Origin of the sequence: Bacillus sp. S71, assembly GCF_016625265.1 — a bacterium.
GTDB classification, from domain to species: Bacteria; Bacillota; Bacilli; order Bacillales; family Bacillaceae_G; genus Bacillus_A; species Bacillus_A cereus.
This window is the reverse complement of record NZ_JACVUW010000008.1, coordinates 34,771-55,604: the sequence shown is the minus strand read 5'-3', so window position 1 is coordinate 55,604 and position 20,834 is coordinate 34,771. Positions and strand designations below refer to the sequence as shown.

Below are 20,834 nucleotides of genomic sequence, written 5' to 3'. Positions count from 1 at the left end.
CTTACAATGGATGTAGGCGTGTCAAAAGAATTGAACTCTAACATAAGAAGAACTCGCCTCTGAATAAATCGATAATCTTGTTCCAGGATATTATTCAGTTCAGATATTTACTTGCCGTATTTTGATTCTCTACGGCATCCTTTTCCGTTTTTTGCTATTGAATTACTACTGGATAAGCTAAAAAATTCAGAAGTTCTTATAATATACTAAATAAATATTATTGTTCTTATAAAAGGGTAATAATAATATACCATTACCCTTTTAGTTTCCATTAACCTATGACTCATTGCCGACCTGTTTTTGGAACAGCATAATGTAACATACTACTTTTTTAATAAATTTCTTTCCTTATTCAAAAGTTTCATTGATACGACTTTCCCTCTTTAATTCCCACTCTCGTTGTGAACGAATTTCCTGTTCAAGTCTAACCTCTTCTTCCTTAGCCCACTTCACAATTGATACATTGTCATACCTTTTCAAATCTGATATTAAACCAAAACATTGCTGCATTATATCTGCTAATGAACCACTCCAAGACATTGGTCTAAAAGATAGTTTAAATTGCTCCAGTATTTCAATTGGATTATCAGCCTTAGCCAAAATCTCTAGTGCAAGTGGAGTCCATTCTAAACTGCCGTTACTTTCAATCCTCCTGTAAGGTCGTATAGCTAAAGCAACTGCTGGATATCTTGCTTTTGATTCCTCTTCACACCACGTAATAATAATGTCATCCCCAATGACAGACAAAAGATCCATTTCTTCAGAAAACTCTAACCTAGTTCTCTTAGTAAAGTCCCTTTCTCCTAGCAGAGAATTGATAAATACCAGTGGGTGGGTAATCGCAAGAGTTTTTAGAACATCATTATAATCCATTGGAGATACCTTATAACTCTCTACAGCATTAAAAATCTTATTACTCAACGTTTTAGCACTTTCCACTGCATTATATCCAACAAAACAAACACTAATAATATTAGCTAGTTCATAATCCATTAAATCTGCACGTATATCATTTCTAAAAAAATCATACTGCAGAACCAAGTACTGCCCTGTTAAAGCAATAATATCACTAGTCTTGCCCTCTTTATCTCTTCCATGAAGTCTCATATCTAGGATTTTAATTGCAATATTAACACCATCAGGCTTTGATGCAATGAGTTTTAACAACTCACATAAATCATTATCAGGAATACTTTTATGAGTACCTCCATATGCTAAATGTACATATTGCCACACTGGGCTTATCCCTAATGACAGTGATTGCTTAAGCCTTTCTAAACCTCGAGAGTTAATGTTTACACTAGCCTGTAGCCAGGGATATATTGGAGCTAATACTTCATTCGCAACTACCATTTCAAGACATTGCTCGACCAGGTTTATATCTATTTTAGAAATCCCCCTTAGGACACCTCTAAGAAGTTGAAAGCTTCTAACACTCTCATCAAGATATGATAATTGTTCCATTAAAGTTCGCCATAAACCTTCTGGATTAGCAACTCCTGCTGCTAAACCTTCGCCAAAACTAATTAACCTCTCCCCTTCATTGCACAAGAGTTCCAGCAGTATTTCCTTTAATACTTCTTCGTTTTCTCCTACCTCTTCTCCTAATAACCGAGTTATGTCTTCTATTCCAACATAATCAATTTTTACTCCCTCATCATCTTCCCCATACTTGACGTCTATCAAATCTAATGAATTTCTATGATTAGAGAGCGCATATAGTTTTGCTCTTTCAGCCAAACTCTTAGGTTCAACTAATACAGCTAACTTATTAAGTTGTGCTAAAATTTCAGGCTTCATTTCTTTACTATGAAATCTTGCAGTCATTTTAATTGCTAGCCAACCTTCTCTCCAAGTTCCATTGGCTCCAATTATTTCGGCAACTACCTTGAGCTCACTGTACATGCCAGCCTTTACCCATAGCTCTCTGAACTTTTCTGCTAAAAGTGTTTTAAACCTAGGAGCAAACGGCAAGTCAGAAGTTGCAAGGGATACCGTATACTTAATAAAAGAACTATACCATTCCTTTACGTCACTTCTATTTGCTGGCAGGTAACCATAATCTCTCGAATGGGCCCCAAATTCAAATTCATGATAAGACTGAAAACTCCCAGCTTTCAAAGCAGAACTTAACAGCAAACGCGCTAGCTCAATACTGTTTTCATCATTGGATTCAATCAAATCTGAAATTATACTAAGTCTTTGCTCCACTGTAGCATGTGTTCCCGAAAGGTATAAATGAAAAAGAGATTTAAGCATAGACCTAATTGAGTTGATATTTTCCTTAGGTTTTTCAGACAAGGCAAACTGGGAGAGTAATTTTACAGCACGTACAAACAGATTTTTATCGTATGCAATTGATCTAAGTAATCTTGAGATTTCATTATAATATCTGTTATCTCGTGAAAAGAATATTACTGCATCATCTTGATTGCCTACCCTTTCAATAGCAGCAAGTGTTAGCTCTGTGCTTATTGGTGCTATATTTTTTAACATAGCTATTTGTAATTCATCTAATTTATTTACACATCCTAACAAGCCATCTTCCCTAAGCCACCTTATCGATATTTCTAAGACTTCTTTAGACTCGTGCAGAAAGCTTAAACGCCTAGAAAATGATTTAAGAAATCTCGGACTTCCCTGTTGTACAAATACATCAAGTAGATCTTCAATTGGTACATTCTCTAGAGCACTTCCAGCTAGTTTGTTTGCTATAGCATGAGGTAATACCGCTCTCCATATACCCCTCTTTTGTATAAGATCACGACGCTCCAACTCTCTTATATTTGAATAAATTTCTCGCACATTCAACCCAATTAGCGAGCCGAGCAATTTCAGTTCATCGTTGTTACCTTCAGAAGTTTGAGTATTAAAAGAGTAGACAAGTGAACAGACCTCTGCAGTTCTGAGTAAATCTTGATTTGCACTATTTCTCTGTTGAAATAACCGAACGAAGAGATCATAATCTCTTAGTCTCCCTAGGTTCTCTCCCCTTAGAATAGTATTGGCCAAGGCCATTGCGATTCGAGCGTTTCCACCCGCAAAATCAGCAATGGTACGGCAGTCTACTTCACTAATATACGCAAATCGGGAACTGATTAACTTTTTAATTAGATGATTGGAGGATGGCTCCAATCGGAACACTTCAGTTTCTTCAGGATAATCATCTCTAACATCATACTCCACTGTTATTAAACTAACTAAACTGCTTGATGCAGTGCATGTTGACGTCAGTTGCCTGTGCAAATCAGGTGTACAATTATCAACAACCAAAATGGCTGGTATCTTCTGAGCAATTATCCCCTCTGCAAAACTACGTGGATTTGGATTTGGACTGTCGCTAAGGTCTGTATAAAACACTTGAGATTGGTTCAGCGGCCTCTCGCCTATTTGTTCATCAAATAATGCTTGAACAATCCTAGTTTTCCCTACGCCTGACAAGCCCACTAAACGTACAGAGGATCCTGGAACGTGTAGCACTCGCCGGATTTCATTAATTCCATCCACTGCGGAGGATCCTTCTGATTGGTATTTTGCACTATTAAAAACACGTACATGTTCATCTATTATATATTTCTCTTCTATACCCTTAGGGGAGTTAGACCAATTCCCGTAAGCCTTCCAGCCTTGAATAGGTCTACCTATTCTATCCCTTACCCAAAGAACAAGAGCAGGATGGCTACGCACCCATCCTGCAATCCGCTCTCTATCATAGAAATCCACTTTGAGACTAGATGAACTTGGATAATCAGTTAAAGCCCTCCGCATGGCTTCTCTACGCTCATTAAGACGTGCATCTGCAGTTGTTCCTTGGCTACTGACAATAATATAGGCCCCTTCGACATCCGCCAGGTCTTTTATAACTTGCCTTAACACATTATTAGGTCGCATTTCGCTAATTATCGCTGACGGTGGCATATCAGGCTTCTTTACTTGAAAACCAGTGTTTCCTCTTGGGATAAAACCATCTTCTGATAAAGACGATTGAAGTTCAATTCGGACATCAATTCCGCCATCTGCGGCATTTTGATGCCCTCCCCATGTAACACCTGCTGTCGGCAGTCCTTGCTCCCGAAGTTCTGCTTCACAGAGAAGACCAACCAACGCTCTCAAATCGCTATCGCTTAACTCACTTATCTCATTACCTGTAATTTCAATCATCAATCTTCCTCCCCTTCAGTGAACTAATTTTTATATAACTTCAAATAGTTACAACAAAATTGAAATTAAATTATCAACTATTGTAAATGATACCCATTTATCCATAACAATTATTAAATACGATCCACTTTAAAATCGTTATTTTATTTTGTGTGATGATTTAATCAATATGATTAATGAACAAATAAATGAAACGCCTTCTAAGATTAAGAAAATTAAGTCTTCTTTTTAAACCAAAGAAAACGAATTAATGATGAAGGCATTCATTGATCAATTTGATGCTTTTATAAATTCCCCAAAGCTCACACCTGAGATTTCACATCGATTTATTAACCTAATTGAAATAGAAGCAGATGGATCCGAGAATCTTTTACCGATTCTCGGATCCATCTGCTTATTCTCCCATTCTCTCTATCAACGCATTGCACTCCACATGAATCATACGCGGGAACATATCAACAGGTTGTACTTCCTGTATTTTATATCCGCCCTCTTCTAGCACTTTTAAGTCACGGGCTAATGTTGCTGGGTTATATGATACGTATACAACGCGCTTTGGCTTCATTTCTATGATTGTGTTTAGACCTCTTTGCTTTCGTTGGATTTTGAGGTGGGGGTCTTACTGCCCATTAAAGCGAGATAAACCAAAAAGCAGGTGGTATAGATTTTTTCTATATCAACTGCTTTCCTATTATACTAACTTAAGCCAAGCCACACACTCCACATGCGTCGTATGCGGGAACATATCAACAGGTTGTACTTCCTGTGTTTTATATCCACCTTCTTCTAGTACTTTTAAGTCACGCGCTAATGTTGCTGGGTTACATGATACGTATACAACGCGTTTTGGTTTCATGTCGATGATTGTATTAAGTAGTGCCTCATCACAACCTTTACGCGGTGGATCTACGACCATTGTGTCGGCAATTACGCCTTCTTTGTACCATTTTGGAATAACTACTTCAGCTTCTCCTACGCCAAATTCAGCGTTTGTCATGTTGTTTAGTGCTGCGTTACGATTTGCGTCTTCGATTGCTTCTGGGACGATTTCAACGCCGTACACTTTTTTCGCTTTTTGCGCTAGGAATAACGAGATTGATCCGATTCCGCAATAGGCATCGATTACTGTTTCGTTACCATTTAATTTTGCGTATTCTAACGTTTTATCGTAAAGCACTTTCGTTTGCTCTGGGTTTACTTGATAGAATGAACGTGCTGAAATCGCAAATTTAATGTCACCGATAAAGTCATAAATGTATTCTGATCCGTACAGTACTGTCGTTTTGTCTCCGAAAATTACATTCGTACGCTTCGTATTTACGTTTTGAACGATTGATTTTACTTCTGGGAATTTCGCTGCAATTTCTTCAATGATTGCTTTTTTGTTCGGCAATTCTGCTGTACGCGTAATGAAGACAAGCATAATTTCCCCTGTTACTTGTCCGTAACGAGCCATTACGTGACGAAGTGTTCCTTTGTTACGCTCTTCGTTGTACGCATTGATACCGTGCTTTTCACAAATACGTTTTACTTCTTGAATTAATGTATCGTTTTCTTCTGCCTGAATTAAGCATGATTCCATATTAATGATGTCATGCGTTCCTTGGCGATAGAAACCAGCTACAAGTCCGCCTTCACGTTCTCCGATTGGTACTTGTGCTTTATTGCGATATACCCACGGGTTCTTCATGCCAAGTACAGGATGAACAGGAACATCACCTAGTCCTCCGATACGCTGCATAACGTCACGTACTTGTTTTTCTTTCGCTTGTAGCTGTCCTTCATAAGTTAAATGCTGAAGCTGACAACCGCCGCACTGGTTATATACTGGGCATTCTGCATCTTTACGATATGGACTTTCTGTATGAAGCTTCATTAAACGACCAAATGCGAAGTTTTTCTTCACTTTAATAATTTTAATTTGCGCTTCTTCACCTGGTAATCCGTTTTTAACGAAAATAGGATAGCCCTTTACTTTCGCAACACCGGCACCATCATGTGTTAAATCTTCAAATACTACATCTATAAACTCGTTTTTCTCAACTGGTGGCGTCATTTTAGTACTCATTTTCCGACCTCTCTTTTTCATAACACTGCGTTACATTTTATCATACTTATATGGTCTTTTTCTATTGGAAGAAAAAAAGCTATTGACGATAGTTCTCTGTTAATGTTACGCTACTACTAATTTAATACGGACGATGTTACCTCATATATACTTGATAATATGGATCGAGAGTTTCTACCCGGCAACCTTAAATTGCTGGACTATGGGGAAAACTAATGAATATTAGCCTATGCGCAAAAAAGGACTCATATTGATTAGCTTTCTCTCATAGATGAAAGTGAATCCATATGGGTCTTTTTTTATTTTTATTTTTCTAAAAGGTCAGACATCTTACGTATGACATAAAACCTCGTTCTTTTATTTTTAGTAATATAACGAGCGTTTTATGTACAAACTTTATACGAACTTCTGAAAGGGGCAACTACATGCAATATGTAATGAGCATTATCGGTATTCTTGCCGTGTTAGGTTTATGTTTTGCTTTGTCAAACAACAAAAGTAAAATCAACTTCCGTGCAATTGCAATTATGATTGGTTTCCAAATTTTAATCGGTTGGTTTATGTTTGCTACAAAGGTTGGTCAACAAATCATTATTTTCATTAGTAAAGTTTTCAACAAACTAATTAAACTTGGTACGACAGGTGTCGATTTTCTCTTTAATGGAATTCACAGAGATTTTGTCTTTTTCTTAAACGTATTATTAATTATCGTATTTTTCTCAGCACTACTTTCAATCTTTAGTTATTTAGGTGTTTTACCATTCATCGTTCGCGTTGTCGGCGGTGCTATTTCAAAAATTACTGGTTTACCACGCGTTGAATCATTCCACGCAGTAAACTCTGTATTCTTCGGTTCAAGTGAAGCGTTAATCGTTATTAAAAACGATTTACAGCATTTCAATAAAAATCGTATGTTTATCATTTGTTGTTCTGCGATGAGCTCCGTTTCTGCTTCTGTTACAGCATCATACGTAATGATGTTAGATGCAAAATACGTACTAGCAGCTCTTCCGCTAAACTTATTCTCAAGCTTAATCGTTTGTTCGTTATTAACACCAGTTGATACGAAAAAAGAAGATGAAGTGATTCAAAAATTTGATAGAACTCTATTCGGAGACAGCTTTATCGGCGCAATGATTAACGGTGCGCTTGATGGTTTAAAAGTAGCTGGTATCGTTGCCGCATTAATGATCGCCTTTATCGGTGTGATGGAAGTTGTAAACTACGTAATTAGTGCTGCTTCAGGTGCAATGGGACATGCTGTTACTTTACAACAAATCTTCGGTTACGTACTTTCTCCATTCGCATTCTTAATGGGTATTCCAACTCAAGATATTATCCCAGCTGGTGGTATTATGGGTACGAAGATTGTTTTAAATGAGTTTGTAGCAATCCTTGATTTAAAAGACACAGCTACAACATTAGCTCCACGTACAGTTGGAATCGTTACAGTATTCTTAATTAGCTTCGCAAGTATTAGCCAAATTGGTGCAATCGTTGGTACAATCCGTGCCCTTTCTGAAAAACAAGGAAGCGTTGTTTCTAAATTTGGTTGGAAAATGCTATTTGCATCAACACTTGCTTCTATTTTATCTGCGACAATCGCTGGATTGTTTATTTAATAAAAAATCACCTTACTTTAACGAGTAAGGTGATTTTTTTGATTCTTTATGAAATCGAACGGAATTCGACTACTTCCTCGTTACTAATAAGTTTTCCTTCGTGTATGCCTTTTACTGAAATAACCATAACAGATTTATCTTCTCCTTCAAGCTTTCCTAAAGAGAATAAATAGATTAAATTTTCCTTTTGTAACATCCATTGTTTGCCATTTACTCGACCTAATATTCTTTTTTCTGAAGATGGCTTTATTTCTCCAACATACTGACATTCTCCAAAAGAAGTTTTTATTATATTCTTCTCTGTATCAATTACCAGATGCTGGAATAGTTCTAGGTTTCTACTTGAAACAATTTCAATTTCATGGTTACTTTTTTGCTTAAATTGAAGTTTTCCATCACTTGTATTAGATAAACTACTATTCTCAACGGCGTTTCTAAAAAAGTTATATTCTTCTTCTGTAATACCAAAGTTAGGATGATACGGCTTCACCTGTTTATCTATATGCCCTGATATATAGTTTACGTACCACTCTTTATCATTCTTTACATGATCACTCATCTTTTTAGTAATAACCTCTACTTTTTTACGTGTATCACGATCCATCTCTAGTGTCATAATATCCGCCGTCACTTCCGCATTCATAAGATGCGATGGAATATACTCTTCCACACTATTCGCTTTACTCACTTCACTTTGGCAACCAACTATAAATAGTGATATGAAAAAGATATATATTATTTTTTTATATTTCATTTCTATTCTCCACTCCATACATTATTCTTACTTAGTTTTATAGCGGTTTTTATTATAGTATAAAATCTTTATATTTTAATAAAATCTATATCTGTATGCAAAATTGCATATCAATAAGTCTTCTTCTTACTTTAAAATTAGCTTAAATTACTTTCCAAATTATACAAATAACAAGTTTAAAATGTTATAATTTTCAAAAAACCATTGGAGGATATTATGAAAGCCCACGCAATTTTCGATTTCTTACATTTACTAGTCTTAACGCTGAAAAGCTATTATGTATGGGGAATGCCTATCTATGTCTTCATTATTCCTCTTATCTTTGTAGTCGGTTATATTATTATTAATTCTAATAAGAAACAAAAAAATACATCTATTCAAAGTCACTAATCTATTACCTTAATAGCCTCCTAAAAATCATATTCCCCTCATTTTCTTCAAATGATATGATGAACAAGGGTATATCCCCACCACTCTTATAGCGGTGGGGATTTTAATGTCAATATGCAACATACTACACAATAGAAGGTGATTTTTATGAGAAAATACGCAGCAATTGCTTTATGTACGTCTGCCATTCTAGCAGGCTGTAATACTAACAATGTAAGTCTAGAACCTAAAAAAGAGAAAACGGCTCAAGGGATTAAGAATCAAGAAGAGACTGTGCAAAAACAAGGTAAAATCTCATATAATGCAGTTACACACGAATCTACAAACACAAGTATTCATATTACAGACATAAAAGATTCTTTAAATGAAGTACAATATAAAATTTGGCGCACAGCTGATGGCAAGGAAAGTGCTAAATCTTTTTCTTCTAAAGAAAAAGAGAAGCAATTCACACTTCCTTTTGATATAAAGGAATTTGAAGGAAAACGCGGTGAGTTCCAAATTGAAGCAACAGGAATGAAAGAAGATGGGAAAACAATCCCGCTTACGAAATCTACTATTACTTTCGAACAAAAGGTTCCTGTTCTTATGTATCACGCAATTGATGATTATCATGGTCAAGGTATTAAAGACTTATTCGTATCACCAGCTAACTTTGAAGCACAAATGAAACATTTAAAAGACAATGGTTATACGCTTTTAACATTTGAACGCTGGGGCGATATAAATAAAGTAAATAAGCCGATTTTCGTTACATTTGATGACGGTATGAAAAATAATATGAATGCATTTCGCGTTTTACAAAAGCTAAAAGATGATACTTTTAAACCGGCAGCAACAGAATATATGATTGTTGATAACGTTGATGTAGAAGGAGCATTGTCTACTTCTGAAATAAAAGAAATGGTTGATTCCGGCATTTTCTCGGTGCAATCTCATACTGCAACACATGCAGACTTACCGAAAATTACAAACTATGAGGAAGAGTTAAAAGGTTCAAAAGAAAAACTAGAAAAAATAACAGGTAAGCCTGTTATCGCGATTGCTTATCCATTCGGTCATGTAGATGATAAGGTTGTTACAGAAACGAAGAAGTATTATCAATTTGCGACGACGACAAAGCCTGGGCAATTCATTACGAAGGGTGAACCTGATGAATTGTTAAAGATGAAGCGCGTTCGTATACACCATACAACGACTGTAGAGCAGTTTGCTTCTTCAATTAAGTAAATATAAGGGCTCAATACATTTTGAGCTCTCTTTTTACTTTATATTTATATATATTTTTAGAATTTTCTTGTATTATATATAGTAAGAAATCTTTCAAATTAAAGGAGATTATACATATGTCATTTGAACAAACGTTAGAGAAATATGCTGCTCTTGCAGTTAATGTTGGTGTTAATATTCAACCTGGACAAACTTTATCAATTAGTGCACCTCTTGAAGCTGTACAATTTGTACGCCTCGTTACAGAAAAAGCATATAAATCTGGTGCAAAACACGTATATGTAGATTGGAATGATGAGACGTTAACACGCTTAAAGTTCGATCTAGCTCCTGAAGAAGCTTTCTCTGAATTCCCTTCTTGGAAAGCACATGCTCGTGAAGAATTAGCAAAAGAAGGCGCTGCATTTATGTCTATCTATGCAGAAAACCCTGATTTATTAAAAGGTGTAGAAGCAACACGTATCGCGACAGCTCATAAAGTAGCTGGAGAAGCGATGAAAGTATACCGTGATTACGTACAAGCCGATAAAGTAAGCTGGTGTGTAATTTCTGTTCCTACGAAAGAATGGGCTGCAAAAGTATTCCCTGACGTAGCGCCAGAAGAACAAGAAGCAAAGTTATGGGATGCTATTTTCAAAGCTACTCGTGCTGATTTAGAAAATCCTGTAGAAGCATGGAAAGAACATGATGAAACATTACATACAAAAGTGGATTACTTAAACGAAAAGCATTATAAAGCTCTTCACTATACAGGTCCTGGAACAGATTTAACAATCGAACTTCCAGAAAAACATGTATGGGCTGGTGCTGGTAGCTTAAATGAAAAGAACGTACCATTTATGGCTAATATTCCAACTGAAGAAGTATTTACAATGCCACTTAAAACAGGTGTAAACGGCCAAGTTTCTAGTACAAAACCGTTAGTATTTGCAGGTAATATTATCGATAATTTCACATTAACATTTGAAAACGGACGTATCGTAGACTATAAAGCTGAAGCTGGTGAAGAAGCTTTAAAACATTTAGTAGAAACAGATGAAGGTTCTCACTTCTTAGGAGAAGTAGCTTTAGTACCTCATGACTCACCAATTTCAAACACAAATGTTTTATTCTACAATACACTATTTGACGAAAATGCATCTTGCCACCTTGCAATCGGAAATGCTTATGCATTTAACTTAGTTGGCGGAAAAACAATGTCTAAAGAAGAACTTGCTGAAAACGGCGCAAACGCTAGTATTACACACAACGACTTCATGATTGGATCAGCTGAGCTTGATATTGACGGTATTACTGCTGATGGCAGACATGAGCCTATCTTCCGTAAAGGTAACTGGGCGTTTTAAATTTATTACCATAAAGAAACACATTGGATAATCCAATGTGTTTCTTTATTTATTTGGTTTCAATTCAAATTTTATCGTTCTATTTTCATGCGTAAACTCCGGTCTATACGTAGCGATATACGTATTTTCTTTCGCTACGTCAAATAGCATGATATCTTGAATTTTTTCATCTGGTGCTAACTTTTTACTAATAAAGCTATCAGGGTTATTATATTCTTTAAATCTTGTACCTTTCTTATCGGTAATCTCAAATTCATAAAATGCAAAAGGTATTTCCTTTTTACTATTATTTTCTACTTTGAAAATAATCCCCAAAATCTCCTCTTTCTTTTTATTCTCATCATAATCCGGATATCCTAATTTAACTGAATCGATAGTTACTTGCAAACCATCTACGTCTACTGTCTCCCCTATTTTATACACTTTATCTTGAACATCTTCTTGTTTACTTTCATTACTATCTTTAGTCTCAGTGCAAGCACTTAAACTAAAAGCTATGCCAAAAATTAAAACAATTTGACTTACCTTTTTTAACATACTCTTTCCTCCACATAAGACAATATTTCATATGTATCATAACAAAACGCTTTACTCTTTCTTGTCATATTTTGTCGTATTAATTGCTAACTGCACAAATAGAAAAAAGCTATCTTCTACAAAAGATAGCTTTCATGATGCCGATGAAACCTTAAGCCCAATGACACCCAAAACAATAAAGAGAATACAAAATGCTTGGAATAAGCTAATATGCTCTTTAAAAAAGTACACACTAATGATTGTAATAAGTAACGTTCCAACGCCAGACCAAATGGCATAAGCAATACTTAAATGAATCTTTTTAACGACGATAGCAAACACGCTGAAACAAATTCCATAAAATACGAAAATAAGTACACTTGGAACGAGCTTTGTTAAACCATTTGATAGTTTCATTGCGATTGTTCCAGCTACTTCAAAAATAATTGTAACAAGTAATAATAGCCAATATACCATACTAGAATCTCCTTCTCTGTTACCTTTTAGAGATTCTAGTATACTACTTATAGTCCTAATGAAATATATTTAATTTCTAAATATTCCTCGATACCGAAATGGCCTCCCTCACGGCCGATACCACTTTCTTTAAATCCACCGAATGGTGCTTGTGCAACTGATGGAAGACCATCGTTTAGACCAATAATACCGTACTCTAGCGCTTCACTAATTTGGAATGCTTGGCTAATGTCTTTCGTAAAAATATACGCAGCTAAACCATATGGTGTATTATTTGCACGTTCAATTACTTCATCAACTGTTTTAAATTTCGCAACTGGTGCCACTGGCCCAAATGTTTCTTCATTCATACAAAGCATCGTATCATTTGCCAACCCAATTACAGTCGGTTGAATGAAATGTCCCTCTAACTCTGCGACCTTTTGACCACCATATAAAACTGTTCCACCTTTTTGAATAGCATCTTCAATATGTTCTTGTACTTTTGAAACTGCATTCTCATCAATAAGTGGCCCGACAGTCGTTCCGTCACCGAAACCGTCTCCTACTTTCAACTGCCCTACTGACTTTTGGAACTTCTCTACAAATACTTCGTATACTTCTTCTTGAACGAATACTCGGTTTGTACATATACACGTTTGTCCTGCATTACGGAATTTCGAACCAATCACCGCTTCTACTGCTTTATCTAAATCTGCATCATTCATTACGATAAACGGAGCGTGTCCCCCTAACTCAAGCGAAACTTTTTTCATCGTTTGCGCCGCACTAGCCATTAACTCTTTCCCGATTTCCGTTGACCCTGTAAAGGACACTTTTCGAACGCGACCATCTTTCATCCATGTATCAGCAATTGCTTTTGCACTACCTGTTACGATATTGATTACGCCCTTTGGAATATCTGCTTCATGGGCTAATTCAGCTAATTTCAATGCAGTTAATGGCGTTTGACTTGCTGGTTTCACAACGGCTGTACAGCCTGCTGCAAGCGCTGGGGCTACCTTTCTCGTAATCATAGCAGCTGGGAAGTTCCAAGGTGTAATAGCTGCCATAACGCCAACTGGTTGCTTCATAACTAAAATGCGCTTATTCGGATGAGAAGCAGGAATCATTTCACCGTATACGCGTTTCCCCTCTTCTGCATACCATTCAACAAAACTGTTTGCATAATTTACTTCACCAAGCGCTTCTGCAAACGGCTTTCCTTGTTCCTTCGTCATAATCGCTGCGATCTCTTCTTTATTTTCATCAATAAGCGTAAACCACTTTTTTAACTTCGTGGCACGATCTGCTGCCGTTAACTTAGACCACGTTTTAAAAGCTTCATGCGCAGCATCAACAGCTTGCTTTGCCTCTGTTACTCCGCCTTTTGGTACAGTTGCAAATATTTCCTTCGTCGCAGGATTATTTACTTCAATTTGTTCTTGTAGTGTAATCCACTCACCATTTATATACATCGCCTTTTTATCTATACTTACGAAAGTCGCCTTTTTATCCAATGTTTTCTTCCTCCTCTATGAACTTCTTAATTTTCCTAGTAGCAGCAGATTGACTAATTTGCAAAAACTCAGCCACTTTATAACTTGATCCATACGTTTTATACGCTTTAAGAATAATATTTCTCTCTACCTCTTCCAACATTTTATAAAGGCTTTGCCCCGATTGTTCAACTGCAGCCTCTTGCATAGAGAGTGGCAAATCCTCTACCGTTACAACATCATCGACAGTAATAACAATTCTCTCAATTACATTCTCTATCTCTCTATTGTTTCCTTCCCACGGATATCCGACAAACATTTGTAATGTACCCGGTGCTAGTTTCACATCACGTCCGTACTTTTTATTAAAGTGCTGCAAGTAATGATAAATAAGCGGTAAAATATCTTCTGTTCTTTCCCTAAGCGGGGGAATTGCAATTGGAATGACATTCAGACGATAGTATAAATCTTTTCGAAATGTTCCTTGTTTCACCATCTCGCTTAAATCTCTATTTGTTGCCGCCACAATTCGAACATCTACTTTTTTTAATTCTCTTCCGCCTATAGGACGAAATGTTTTTTCTTGCAATACTTGCAAAAGCTTCGCTTGAATTTCAATCGGCATTTCACCGATTTCATCTAAAAAAAGAGTTCCTTTATGCGCGGATTCTAATAGTCCCTTTTTCCCTTCACGATTCGCACCTGTAAAAGATCCACCTGAATATCCAAAGAGCTCCGATTCAATTAAATTAGTTGGCAATGCCGCACAATTAATTTCATAGAAACTTTCATTCTTACGGTGACTCACTTCATGTAAATGGCGTACTAATCGGCTTTTTCCTACTCCAGTCTCGCCTAAAACGAGAACAGTACTATCCACTACAGATACTTTTTTGATTGTATCGACTATTTTTTGCATAGCTAGACTTTTAAAAATAAGTCCTTCATGCTCATATGTTTCTCTTAATTCTTTTTTATATGTTTTTAGCTGATTATCCATTTCCTCTACCTTTTGACGTAATTGATAGAGTTCAGTAAGGTCGCGAGAATAACTAATCACTCTTCTTAAATTTCCCTCATCATCAAAAACAGGCCTTGTACGAACGTGTAAATACTCTCCTGATTTTGTAGTTTGAACGAGTTCAATTGGCCTCTTTTTTTCAATCACTTCTAATGTCGCTGATGGATAAAAGATTCCATCCTTTTGTAGTTCTTTTACATGCTTACCAACTAACTCTTCTGCAGCTAGTTGGTAGTGCCTTTCACATGTACTATTTACACGCACAACGATCCCTTGCTCATCTGTAACAAAAATTTCGTCAAACGCATATTCAAATACATCTTTTAAATCCATTAACACTCGTTCCTTTTCTGCAACCATCCTAGCCACCCCTAACTTCAAATCCATCGATCCACTTCACTATCTTTATTATAAAGTGAATTTTCTGCATTTAATATAGAGTCAGCTAGAATGTTTGCTATTTATACTTCAGTTTTTAAACGCGAGCGATGTTCGTTTGCTCATAACAAGCTTGCAATGATTCTTCAATTATTGTTAAACCTTCTTCAAGTTGCTCATCTGTAATAACTAAAGGCATTAACACACGGATAACATTTCCATACGTTCCTGCTGATAATAAAAGTAACCCACGCTTATTTGCTTCTGCACATAGATTAGCCGTTAACGTTTTGTCAGGTGCTTTCGTCTTACGATCTTGAACGACCTCAAATGCACACATTGCTCCTAACCCACGCACATCACCGATGCAATGATATTTATTTTTCATCTCTTCGAATCGGTTCATTACGACTTTTCCTAATTCTATCGCTCTATCATTTAATTTCTCATTTTCTATTACATCGAGAACAGCTAATGCAGCTGCACATCCTAATGGACTTCCTGCATACGTTCCACCAAGTTCACCTGGTGCAGATTCATTCATAATTTCTTTACGTCCAATGACACCACTTATCGGTACACCAGCCCCTAATGATTTAGACACTGTAATTAAATCTGGAACGACATCATAGTGATCAATTGCAAAATATTTTCCTGTACGACTAAAGCCTGTTTGTATTTCATCCGCTACAAATAAGATGCCGTTCTCTGAACAAATGCGGCGTACTTCTTGAACAAATTTCTTACTTGGGACGATAAATCCACCTTCCCCTTGAACAGGTTCCATTACAACAGCTGCAATTGTTTCTGGTGCTACTTCCGATATGAAGAAGTTCTTAAACTCTTCAATAATAAAATCATCATACTGCTCTTCCGTTAATCCCTCTGGGCGACGGTATTCGTATGGAAATGGCGCTTTATATACTTCTGGAGCAAAGGGACCAAACCCAAATTTATATGGCTTCACTTTACTTGTCATCGTCATTGTCATTAATGTACGACCGTGGAAACCTTTAGAAAATGCGATAATACCAGGTCTCTTCGTATATTTACGAGCGATTTTCACCGCGTTCTCAACTGCTTCTGCACCACTATTTAAAAATAGGACTTGCTTATCGAAACTTCCTGGTGCCAATGCCGCAAGCTTTTCTGCTAATTCAATATATGGCTCATACATCATGACATTAAATCCAGTATGAATGTATTGATCGACTTGTTTATGGAGCACTTCTTTAACCGTTGGATGACAATGCCCTACGTTAATTGTCCCGATTGCTCCTGCAAAATCAATGTACTGATTGCCATCAACATCTGTTACAAGAGCACCATTTGCAGATTGTACAAACGTTGGGATGCCGTTACTTACTCCTTTTGGTACTATATTTTGACGGCGTTCTAATAAAGATGCCGCTTTCGGTCCTGGAATTTGTTCATTTACTTTAGCAAATTTTTTTGTGTTCATTGCGTACCCCATCCTTTTCTTTACATTGTTTTCTCTTCTTATTGCAAAATATATGCCAACTTTCTTTTCTAGCATTTATCCTATATTCTTTGTATCCAGGCATAAAAAATAAGTCTATAAAGACTCATTAAGAGTCTTTATAGACTTATTTTCCTTACACATTAGACTTTTCTTTCTCCCAGAAAAACTCACCCGATTGAGAAATAAACTCTCCAACAGAATCTAACACTAAATCAGCAAGTGGTTCTAATGTTGGACGGTCTCCCGTACCAGATAGCACCCCAATTGCATAGCAATCGCCATTTTTAGCTAAATGTAAATCAGTTGGCGTATCTCCAACAACCGCAACCTCACATGATTCTAAATTAAATTTCTCACAAAACACTTCTATAATCTTTTTATCTGGTTTTTGCGCAAGGAATGTATCCGAGGCTATAATATAATCAAAAAAGTTCTCCAACTTATATTGTTTTAAAAATAATTCTGTTGGTGCGAAATCATCCGCCGTGACAACCCCTAATATAAATCCTTTATCTTTTAATGCCTGTAACACTTTCGGTAAATCCGCTGTCATTTTCATATGCGAACGATGCTCATACATAAGGGAAAATAACTTCTCACTTACCCACTGATGCATCTCTTCTTCTCTAGCAGACTCAATATAATTACAAAGCCCCTTCGCTACATCAAGGCTTGTTCCAGCAGCTATTGCACTCCTCGGATTAACAAATGCTCCCTCTACACCAATCTCTTCTAATAAGGTCTGCCCTATTGTACTTGGTAAATGATATAAACTTATACATTCAGCTACAAGTTCTTCAGCTACTTTTATCCAAATTGAATGAAAATCCATTAATGTCCCATCTTTATCAAATAGTATTGCTTTTACCTTCTCCATAGCATCCTACCTCTCGTTTCTTATCTCCTCCAGTGTATCAATAAAATATGGATGTAAAATAAAAGAATTGTAAAAATACCATAAAAATCAAACTAACTCCCAATTTACAATTCATTTTAACAAAGTAAAAGAGGATGCCTTTACAGGGCATCCTCTTGATGTTCAGGAACAAATAGTTCTAAACAATGATATATATTTTCGAATTCCATCGGTGCATCTCCACCGTACTCACCATCTAAATTAATCATTAGTTTATCTGGTGAATGTACTTTAATTCGGTTCGCTTGTGTGTATAACACCTTTGGATTGTTAATATGTTCACCACGTTGTGCTTGTGTTGCTGCTTTAATCAAATCAGCGATAGAACCTTTTTTCAGTACTAATAGATCAAATAACCCATCGTTAATAGATGCATACGGTGCTACCTTTTCAAATCCACCTACTGAACGAGTATTCGTAATTAAAAACATTGTAATTTCTTCTTGTAGTAATTTTCCATCATACTCAATTTCAACATATGTTGGATGTAATGATGGTAACATCTCGATACCTTTTAGGTAATAAGCAAGTTGTCCTAATACTGTCTTTAACTTACTCGGTACCTCGTATGTTAATTCTGTAATACGACCGCCACCAGCGATGTTAATAAAATATGTATCGTTCGCTCTACCAAGGTCTAATGGCACTGTTTTTCCTTCGCAAATAATATCTGCTGCCTCTTCAATAGAACGAGGTACACCAATCGCACGTGCAAAGTCATTTGTCGTTCCAACTGGAATAATTCCAAATTTCGGACGGAATTCATGCCCAACTAAACCGTTTACTACTTCATTTAACGTACCGTCGCCACCAGCCGCAATAACAACATCAAACTTACGATCCGCAGCTTGCCTCGCCGCCACAGTAGCGTCTCCAGGACCCGTTGTCGCATGACAAGATGTCTCATAGCCAGCTTGTTCTAATTTTTGTAATACTTCTGGTAAGCTCTTCTTAAATAGCTCACGCCCAGAAGTAGGATTATAAATAATTCTTGCTCGCTTCATCATTTATTAGCACAGGAAATTTCTTTATGTATCGAAAAAGAACATACTGAACTTCTATTCAGTATTCCCATGCCTACCTCCTCTCATCTTGCTATCCTTCTTTTATCCCGCTCAAACAGGCAGTAAGAACCCGATTCGTGTAGTCCATCAAAAGTAAATATTCATTTCAATGGTTTTTTTATTTGACCCAAAAATTTATCCCGCTATTTGCGGGCAGTAAATGCCCGATTGGTGAGGGCTAATAATCAGTGTTAGATGAACCTCCTACTGATTAAAGTTTCACTTTATTTCTATCCATTCTTCCATAAAAATTTACATATAACGAATAATAACTATCTATTATTTCATGAGATGAAAAAAACCTCTATGTTTAGATTTATCATTATTCCCACCTTTTTGCAACTATCATACCATAGTTGCTATACAAACATTTTTCCACTTTTGACAGTTAATCAAACGTTTGTTTAAACGATTTTGTCTCATTTAAACAAACGTTTGATTAACCTAGAAAAACACCCATGTATGGGTGTTTTTCTGCTTAATCTTTAAAAGTCACTACTATTATCGCTTATTAATCTCTTCAAGTAAGATTTTGTTAACAAGCGGTGGATTTGCTTGTCCTTTTGTAGCTTTCATAATTTGACCAACTAAGAAGCCAATTGCACGGTCTTTACCGTTTTTAAAGTCTTCGATAGATTGCTCATTATTATCAAGAATTTCTGTTACAACTTTACGAAGTGTACCCTCGTCAGAAATTTGAACAAGACCTTTCGCTTTAACGATTTCTTCTGGGTCTCCACCTTTTTCAATTAATTCATTAAATACTTTCTTCGCGATTTTAGAAGAAATTGTACCTTTTTCAATTAATTGAACCATTTTAGATAAACCAGCAGGCGTTAATGCAACGTCTTTTAATTCTTTTTGTTGTTTGTTTAAGTATGCAAGTACTTCACCCATTAACCAGTTCGATGTTAATTTCGCATCAGCACCGTCTGCAACAGTTGCTTCAAAGAAATCAGACATTTCTTTCGTTAATGTTAATACGTGTGCATCATAAGCTGGTAAGCCAATTTCTGCAACGTAGCGAGCTTTACGCGCATCTGGAAGTTCTGGAATAGAGGCACGAACTGCTTCTTTCCACTCATCGTCGATGTAAAGTTCAACTAAGTCTGGCTCCGGGAAATAACGGTAATCGTCAGATCCTTCTTTCACACGCATTAAGATTGTTTTCTTCGTTGCTTCATCATAACGACGTGTTTCTTGTTGGATGATACCACCAGATAACAGTTCTTTTTCTTGGCGCACTTGCTCATGCTCAAGACCTTTTTGTACGTAAGTGAATGAGTTTAAGTTTTTCAGTTCCGCTTTTGTACCAAACTTCTCTTGTCCAACTGGACGAAGAGAAATGTTCGCATCACAACGCAGAGAACCTTCTTCCATCTTACAATCAGATACACCAGTGTATTGAATGATTGATTTTAACTTCTCTAAGTATGCATATGCTTCTTCTGGCGTACGCATATCTGGCTCCGATACGATCTCGATTAAAGGCATACCTTGACGGTTGTAGTCTACTAATGAACCATCAGCTGTATGCGTTGATTTACCAGCATCTTCTTCTAAATGAAGACGTGTAATACCGATACGTTTCTTTTTACCGTCTACTTCGATTTCAATCCAACCATTTTCACCAATTGGCTTATCAAATTGAGAGATTTGGTAAGCTTTCGGGTTATCTGGATAGAAATAGTTTTTACGGTCAAACTTCGTTTCCGTTGCGATTTCACAGTTTAATGCCATTGCAGCTTTCATTGCAAAGTTAACTGCTTCTTTATTTAAAGTAGGAAGTACCCCTGGGTATCCTAAGTCAATTACACTTGTTTGTGTATTTGGCTCCGCTCCGAATTCTGTTGGACTCGCAGAGAAAATTTTCGAATTTGTTTTTAACTCAACGTGAACCTCTAAACCAATAATTGTTTCTAAATTCATC

The 20,834-nt window shown here is 36.4% G+C and carries 16 protein-coding genes and 1 riboswitch; of the genes, 4 read left to right on the top strand and 12 right to left on the bottom strand.

Translation table 11 applies throughout. The features are described 5' to 3' along the window. Positions 1-348: 348 nt before the first annotated feature. The 3 genes from IBT51_RS18075 to rlmD all read right to left on the bottom strand — a co-directional run bounded on the left by IBT51_RS18075 (position 349) and on the right by rlmD (position 6,229). Entirely contained in the window at positions 349-4,161 is a 3,813-nt protein-coding gene (locus tag IBT51_RS18075) for a hypothetical protein (RefSeq protein WP_200458692.1), read from the bottom strand. A gap of 394 nt (positions 4,162-4,555) precedes the next feature. Then, complete coding sequence (locus IBT51_RS18070; protein WP_481748737.1) at positions 4,556-4,726, bottom strand: hypothetical protein; 171 nt, start codon at positions 4,724-4,726, stop codon at positions 4,556-4,558. 126 nt (positions 4,727-4,852) lie between these two features. Further along, the gene (gene rlmD, locus IBT51_RS18065) at positions 4,853-6,229 is read right to left on the bottom strand and encodes a 23S rRNA (uracil(1939)-C(5))-methyltransferase RlmD (RefSeq protein ID WP_200458691.1); all 1,377 of its coding nucleotides are present in this window, start codon (positions 6,227-6,229) and stop codon (positions 4,853-4,855) included. Between the two features lie 121 nt (positions 6,230-6,350). Further along, positions 6,351-6,452: riboswitch (purine riboswitch) on the top strand. 202 nt (positions 6,453-6,654) lie between these two features. On the opposite strand from rlmD, the gene IBT51_RS18060 reads away from it, so the two are divergent. After that, positions 6,655-7,851 carry a NupC/NupG family nucleoside CNT transporter gene (locus IBT51_RS18060; protein WP_001200494.1) on the top strand — a complete coding sequence of 399 codons (1,197 nt, stop codon included), beginning with the start codon at positions 6,655-6,657 and terminating at the stop codon, positions 7,849-7,851. A gap of 46 nt (positions 7,852-7,897) precedes the next feature. Here the strand turns inward: IBT51_RS18060 and IBT51_RS18055 are convergent, their stop codons facing one another. After that, positions 7,898-8,605, bottom strand: a complete 708-nt coding sequence (locus IBT51_RS18055; protein WP_000875605.1) for a hypothetical protein — start codon at positions 8,603-8,605, stop codon at positions 7,898-7,900. Positions 8,606-8,821: 216 nt separating this feature from the next. Between IBT51_RS18055 and IBT51_RS18050 the strand changes: the two genes are divergently transcribed. From IBT51_RS18050 to IBT51_RS18040, 3 genes are all read left to right on the top strand, one after another. Next, positions 8,822-8,995 carry a hypothetical protein gene (locus IBT51_RS18050; RefSeq protein ID WP_000643592.1) on the top strand — a complete coding sequence of 58 codons (174 nt, stop codon included), beginning with the start codon at positions 8,822-8,824 and terminating at the stop codon, positions 8,993-8,995. Between the two features lie 147 nt (positions 8,996-9,142). Continuing rightward, positions 9,143-10,225: a polysaccharide deacetylase family protein gene (locus IBT51_RS18045; protein WP_200458690.1), complete on the top strand. Its 1,083-nt coding sequence runs from the start codon at positions 9,143-9,145 to the stop codon at positions 10,223-10,225. A gap of 116 nt (positions 10,226-10,341) precedes the next feature. Further along, on the top strand, positions 10,342-11,571 hold the full coding sequence (locus IBT51_RS18040; protein WP_000007372.1) for an aminopeptidase: 1,230 nt from the start codon (positions 10,342-10,344) through the stop codon (positions 11,569-11,571). Positions 11,572-11,616: 45 nt separating this feature from the next. Here the strand turns inward: IBT51_RS18040 and IBT51_RS18035 are convergent, their stop codons facing one another. From IBT51_RS18035 to gatB, 8 genes are all read right to left on the bottom strand, one after another. Next, a complete protein-coding gene (locus tag IBT51_RS18035) occupies positions 11,617-12,108 on the bottom strand; it encodes a DUF4352 domain-containing protein (RefSeq protein ID WP_000915109.1) in 492 nt (163 codons plus the stop codon). 132 nt (positions 12,109-12,240) lie between these two features. Continuing rightward, positions 12,241-12,564 carry a DMT family transporter gene (locus IBT51_RS18030; protein ID WP_000263262.1) on the bottom strand — a complete coding sequence of 108 codons (324 nt, stop codon included), beginning with the start codon at positions 12,562-12,564 and terminating at the stop codon, positions 12,241-12,243. Positions 12,565-12,611: 47 nt separating this feature from the next. Further along, positions 12,612-14,063: an NADP-dependent succinate-semialdehyde dehydrogenase gene (gabD, locus tag IBT51_RS18025; RefSeq protein ID WP_200458689.1), complete on the bottom strand. Its 1,452-nt coding sequence runs from the start codon at positions 14,061-14,063 to the stop codon at positions 12,612-12,614. Further along, positions 14,056-15,423: a sigma-54 interaction domain-containing protein gene (locus tag IBT51_RS18020; RefSeq protein ID WP_053565389.1), complete on the bottom strand. Its 1,368-nt coding sequence runs from the start codon at positions 15,421-15,423 to the stop codon at positions 14,056-14,058. The genes gabD and IBT51_RS18020 overlap by 8 nt, the downstream gene beginning before the upstream one ends. A gap of 115 nt (positions 15,424-15,538) precedes the next feature. Then, positions 15,539-16,903 carry a 4-aminobutyrate--2-oxoglutarate transaminase gene (gene gabT, locus IBT51_RS18015; protein WP_200458688.1) on the bottom strand — a complete coding sequence of 455 codons (1,365 nt, stop codon included), beginning with the start codon at positions 16,901-16,903 and terminating at the stop codon, positions 15,539-15,541. Positions 16,904-17,057: 154 nt separating this feature from the next. Then, positions 17,058-17,801: an HAD family hydrolase gene (locus tag IBT51_RS18010; RefSeq protein WP_047792104.1), complete on the bottom strand. Its 744-nt coding sequence runs from the start codon at positions 17,799-17,801 to the stop codon at positions 17,058-17,060. A 140-nt stretch (positions 17,802-17,941) separates the two neighbouring features. Further along, positions 17,942-18,847: a diacylglycerol kinase gene (locus IBT51_RS18005; protein WP_000977679.1), complete on the bottom strand. Its 906-nt coding sequence runs from the start codon at positions 18,845-18,847 to the stop codon at positions 17,942-17,944. Positions 18,848-19,405: 558 nt separating this feature from the next. After that, positions 19,406-20,833, bottom strand: coding sequence for an Asp-tRNA(Asn)/Glu-tRNA(Gln) amidotransferase subunit GatB (gatB, locus tag IBT51_RS18000; protein WP_001047683.1), 1,428 nt, complete (start codon positions 20,831-20,833; stop codon positions 19,406-19,408). Between the last annotated feature and the right edge of the window lies 1 nt (position 20,834).

Coding starts and splice junctions, on each gene's coding strand:
- rlmD (WP_200458691.1), bottom strand. CDS start 6,229: ATGAGTACTAAAATGACGCCACCAGTTGAGAAAAACGAGTTTATAGAT.
- IBT51_RS18045 (WP_200458690.1), top strand. CDS start 9,143: ATGAGAAAATACGCAGCAATTGCTTTATGTACGTCTGCCATTCTAGCA.
- IBT51_RS18040 (WP_000007372.1), top strand. CDS start 10,342: ATGTCATTTGAACAAACGTTAGAGAAATATGCTGCTCTTGCAGTTAAT.
- IBT51_RS18005 (WP_000977679.1), bottom strand. CDS start 18,847: ATGATGAAGCGAGCAAGAATTATTTATAATCCTACTTCTGGGCGTGAG.
- IBT51_RS18020 (WP_053565389.1), bottom strand. CDS start 15,423: ATGGTTGCAGAAAAGGAACGAGTGTTAATGGATTTAAAAGATGTATTT.
- IBT51_RS18050 (WP_000643592.1), top strand. CDS start 8,822: ATGAAAGCCCACGCAATTTTCGATTTCTTACATTTACTAGTCTTAACG.
- IBT51_RS18030 (WP_000263262.1), bottom strand. CDS start 12,564: ATGGTATATTGGCTATTATTACTTGTTACAATTATTTTTGAAGTAGCT.
- IBT51_RS18075 (WP_200458692.1), bottom strand. CDS start 4,161: ATGATTGAAATTACAGGTAATGAGATAAGTGAGTTAAGCGATAGCGAT.
- gabT (WP_200458688.1), bottom strand. CDS start 16,903: ATGAACACAAAAAAATTTGCTAAAGTAAATGAACAAATTCCAGGACCG.
- IBT51_RS18055 (WP_000875605.1), bottom strand. CDS start 8,605: ATGAAATATAAAAAAATAATATATATCTTTTTCATATCACTATTTATA.
- gatB (WP_001047683.1), bottom strand. CDS start 20,833: ATGAATTTAGAAACAATTATTGGTTTAGAGGTTCACGTTGAGTTAAAA.
- IBT51_RS18070 (WP_481748737.1), bottom strand. CDS start 4,726: ATGAAGCCAAAGCGCGTTGTATACGTATCATATAACCCAGCAACATTA.
- IBT51_RS18035 (WP_000915109.1), bottom strand. CDS start 12,108: ATGTTAAAAAAGGTAAGTCAAATTGTTTTAATTTTTGGCATAGCTTTT.
- IBT51_RS18010 (WP_047792104.1), bottom strand. CDS start 17,801: ATGGAGAAGGTAAAAGCAATACTATTTGATAAAGATGGGACATTAATG.
- IBT51_RS18060 (WP_001200494.1), top strand. CDS start 6,655: ATGCAATATGTAATGAGCATTATCGGTATTCTTGCCGTGTTAGGTTTA.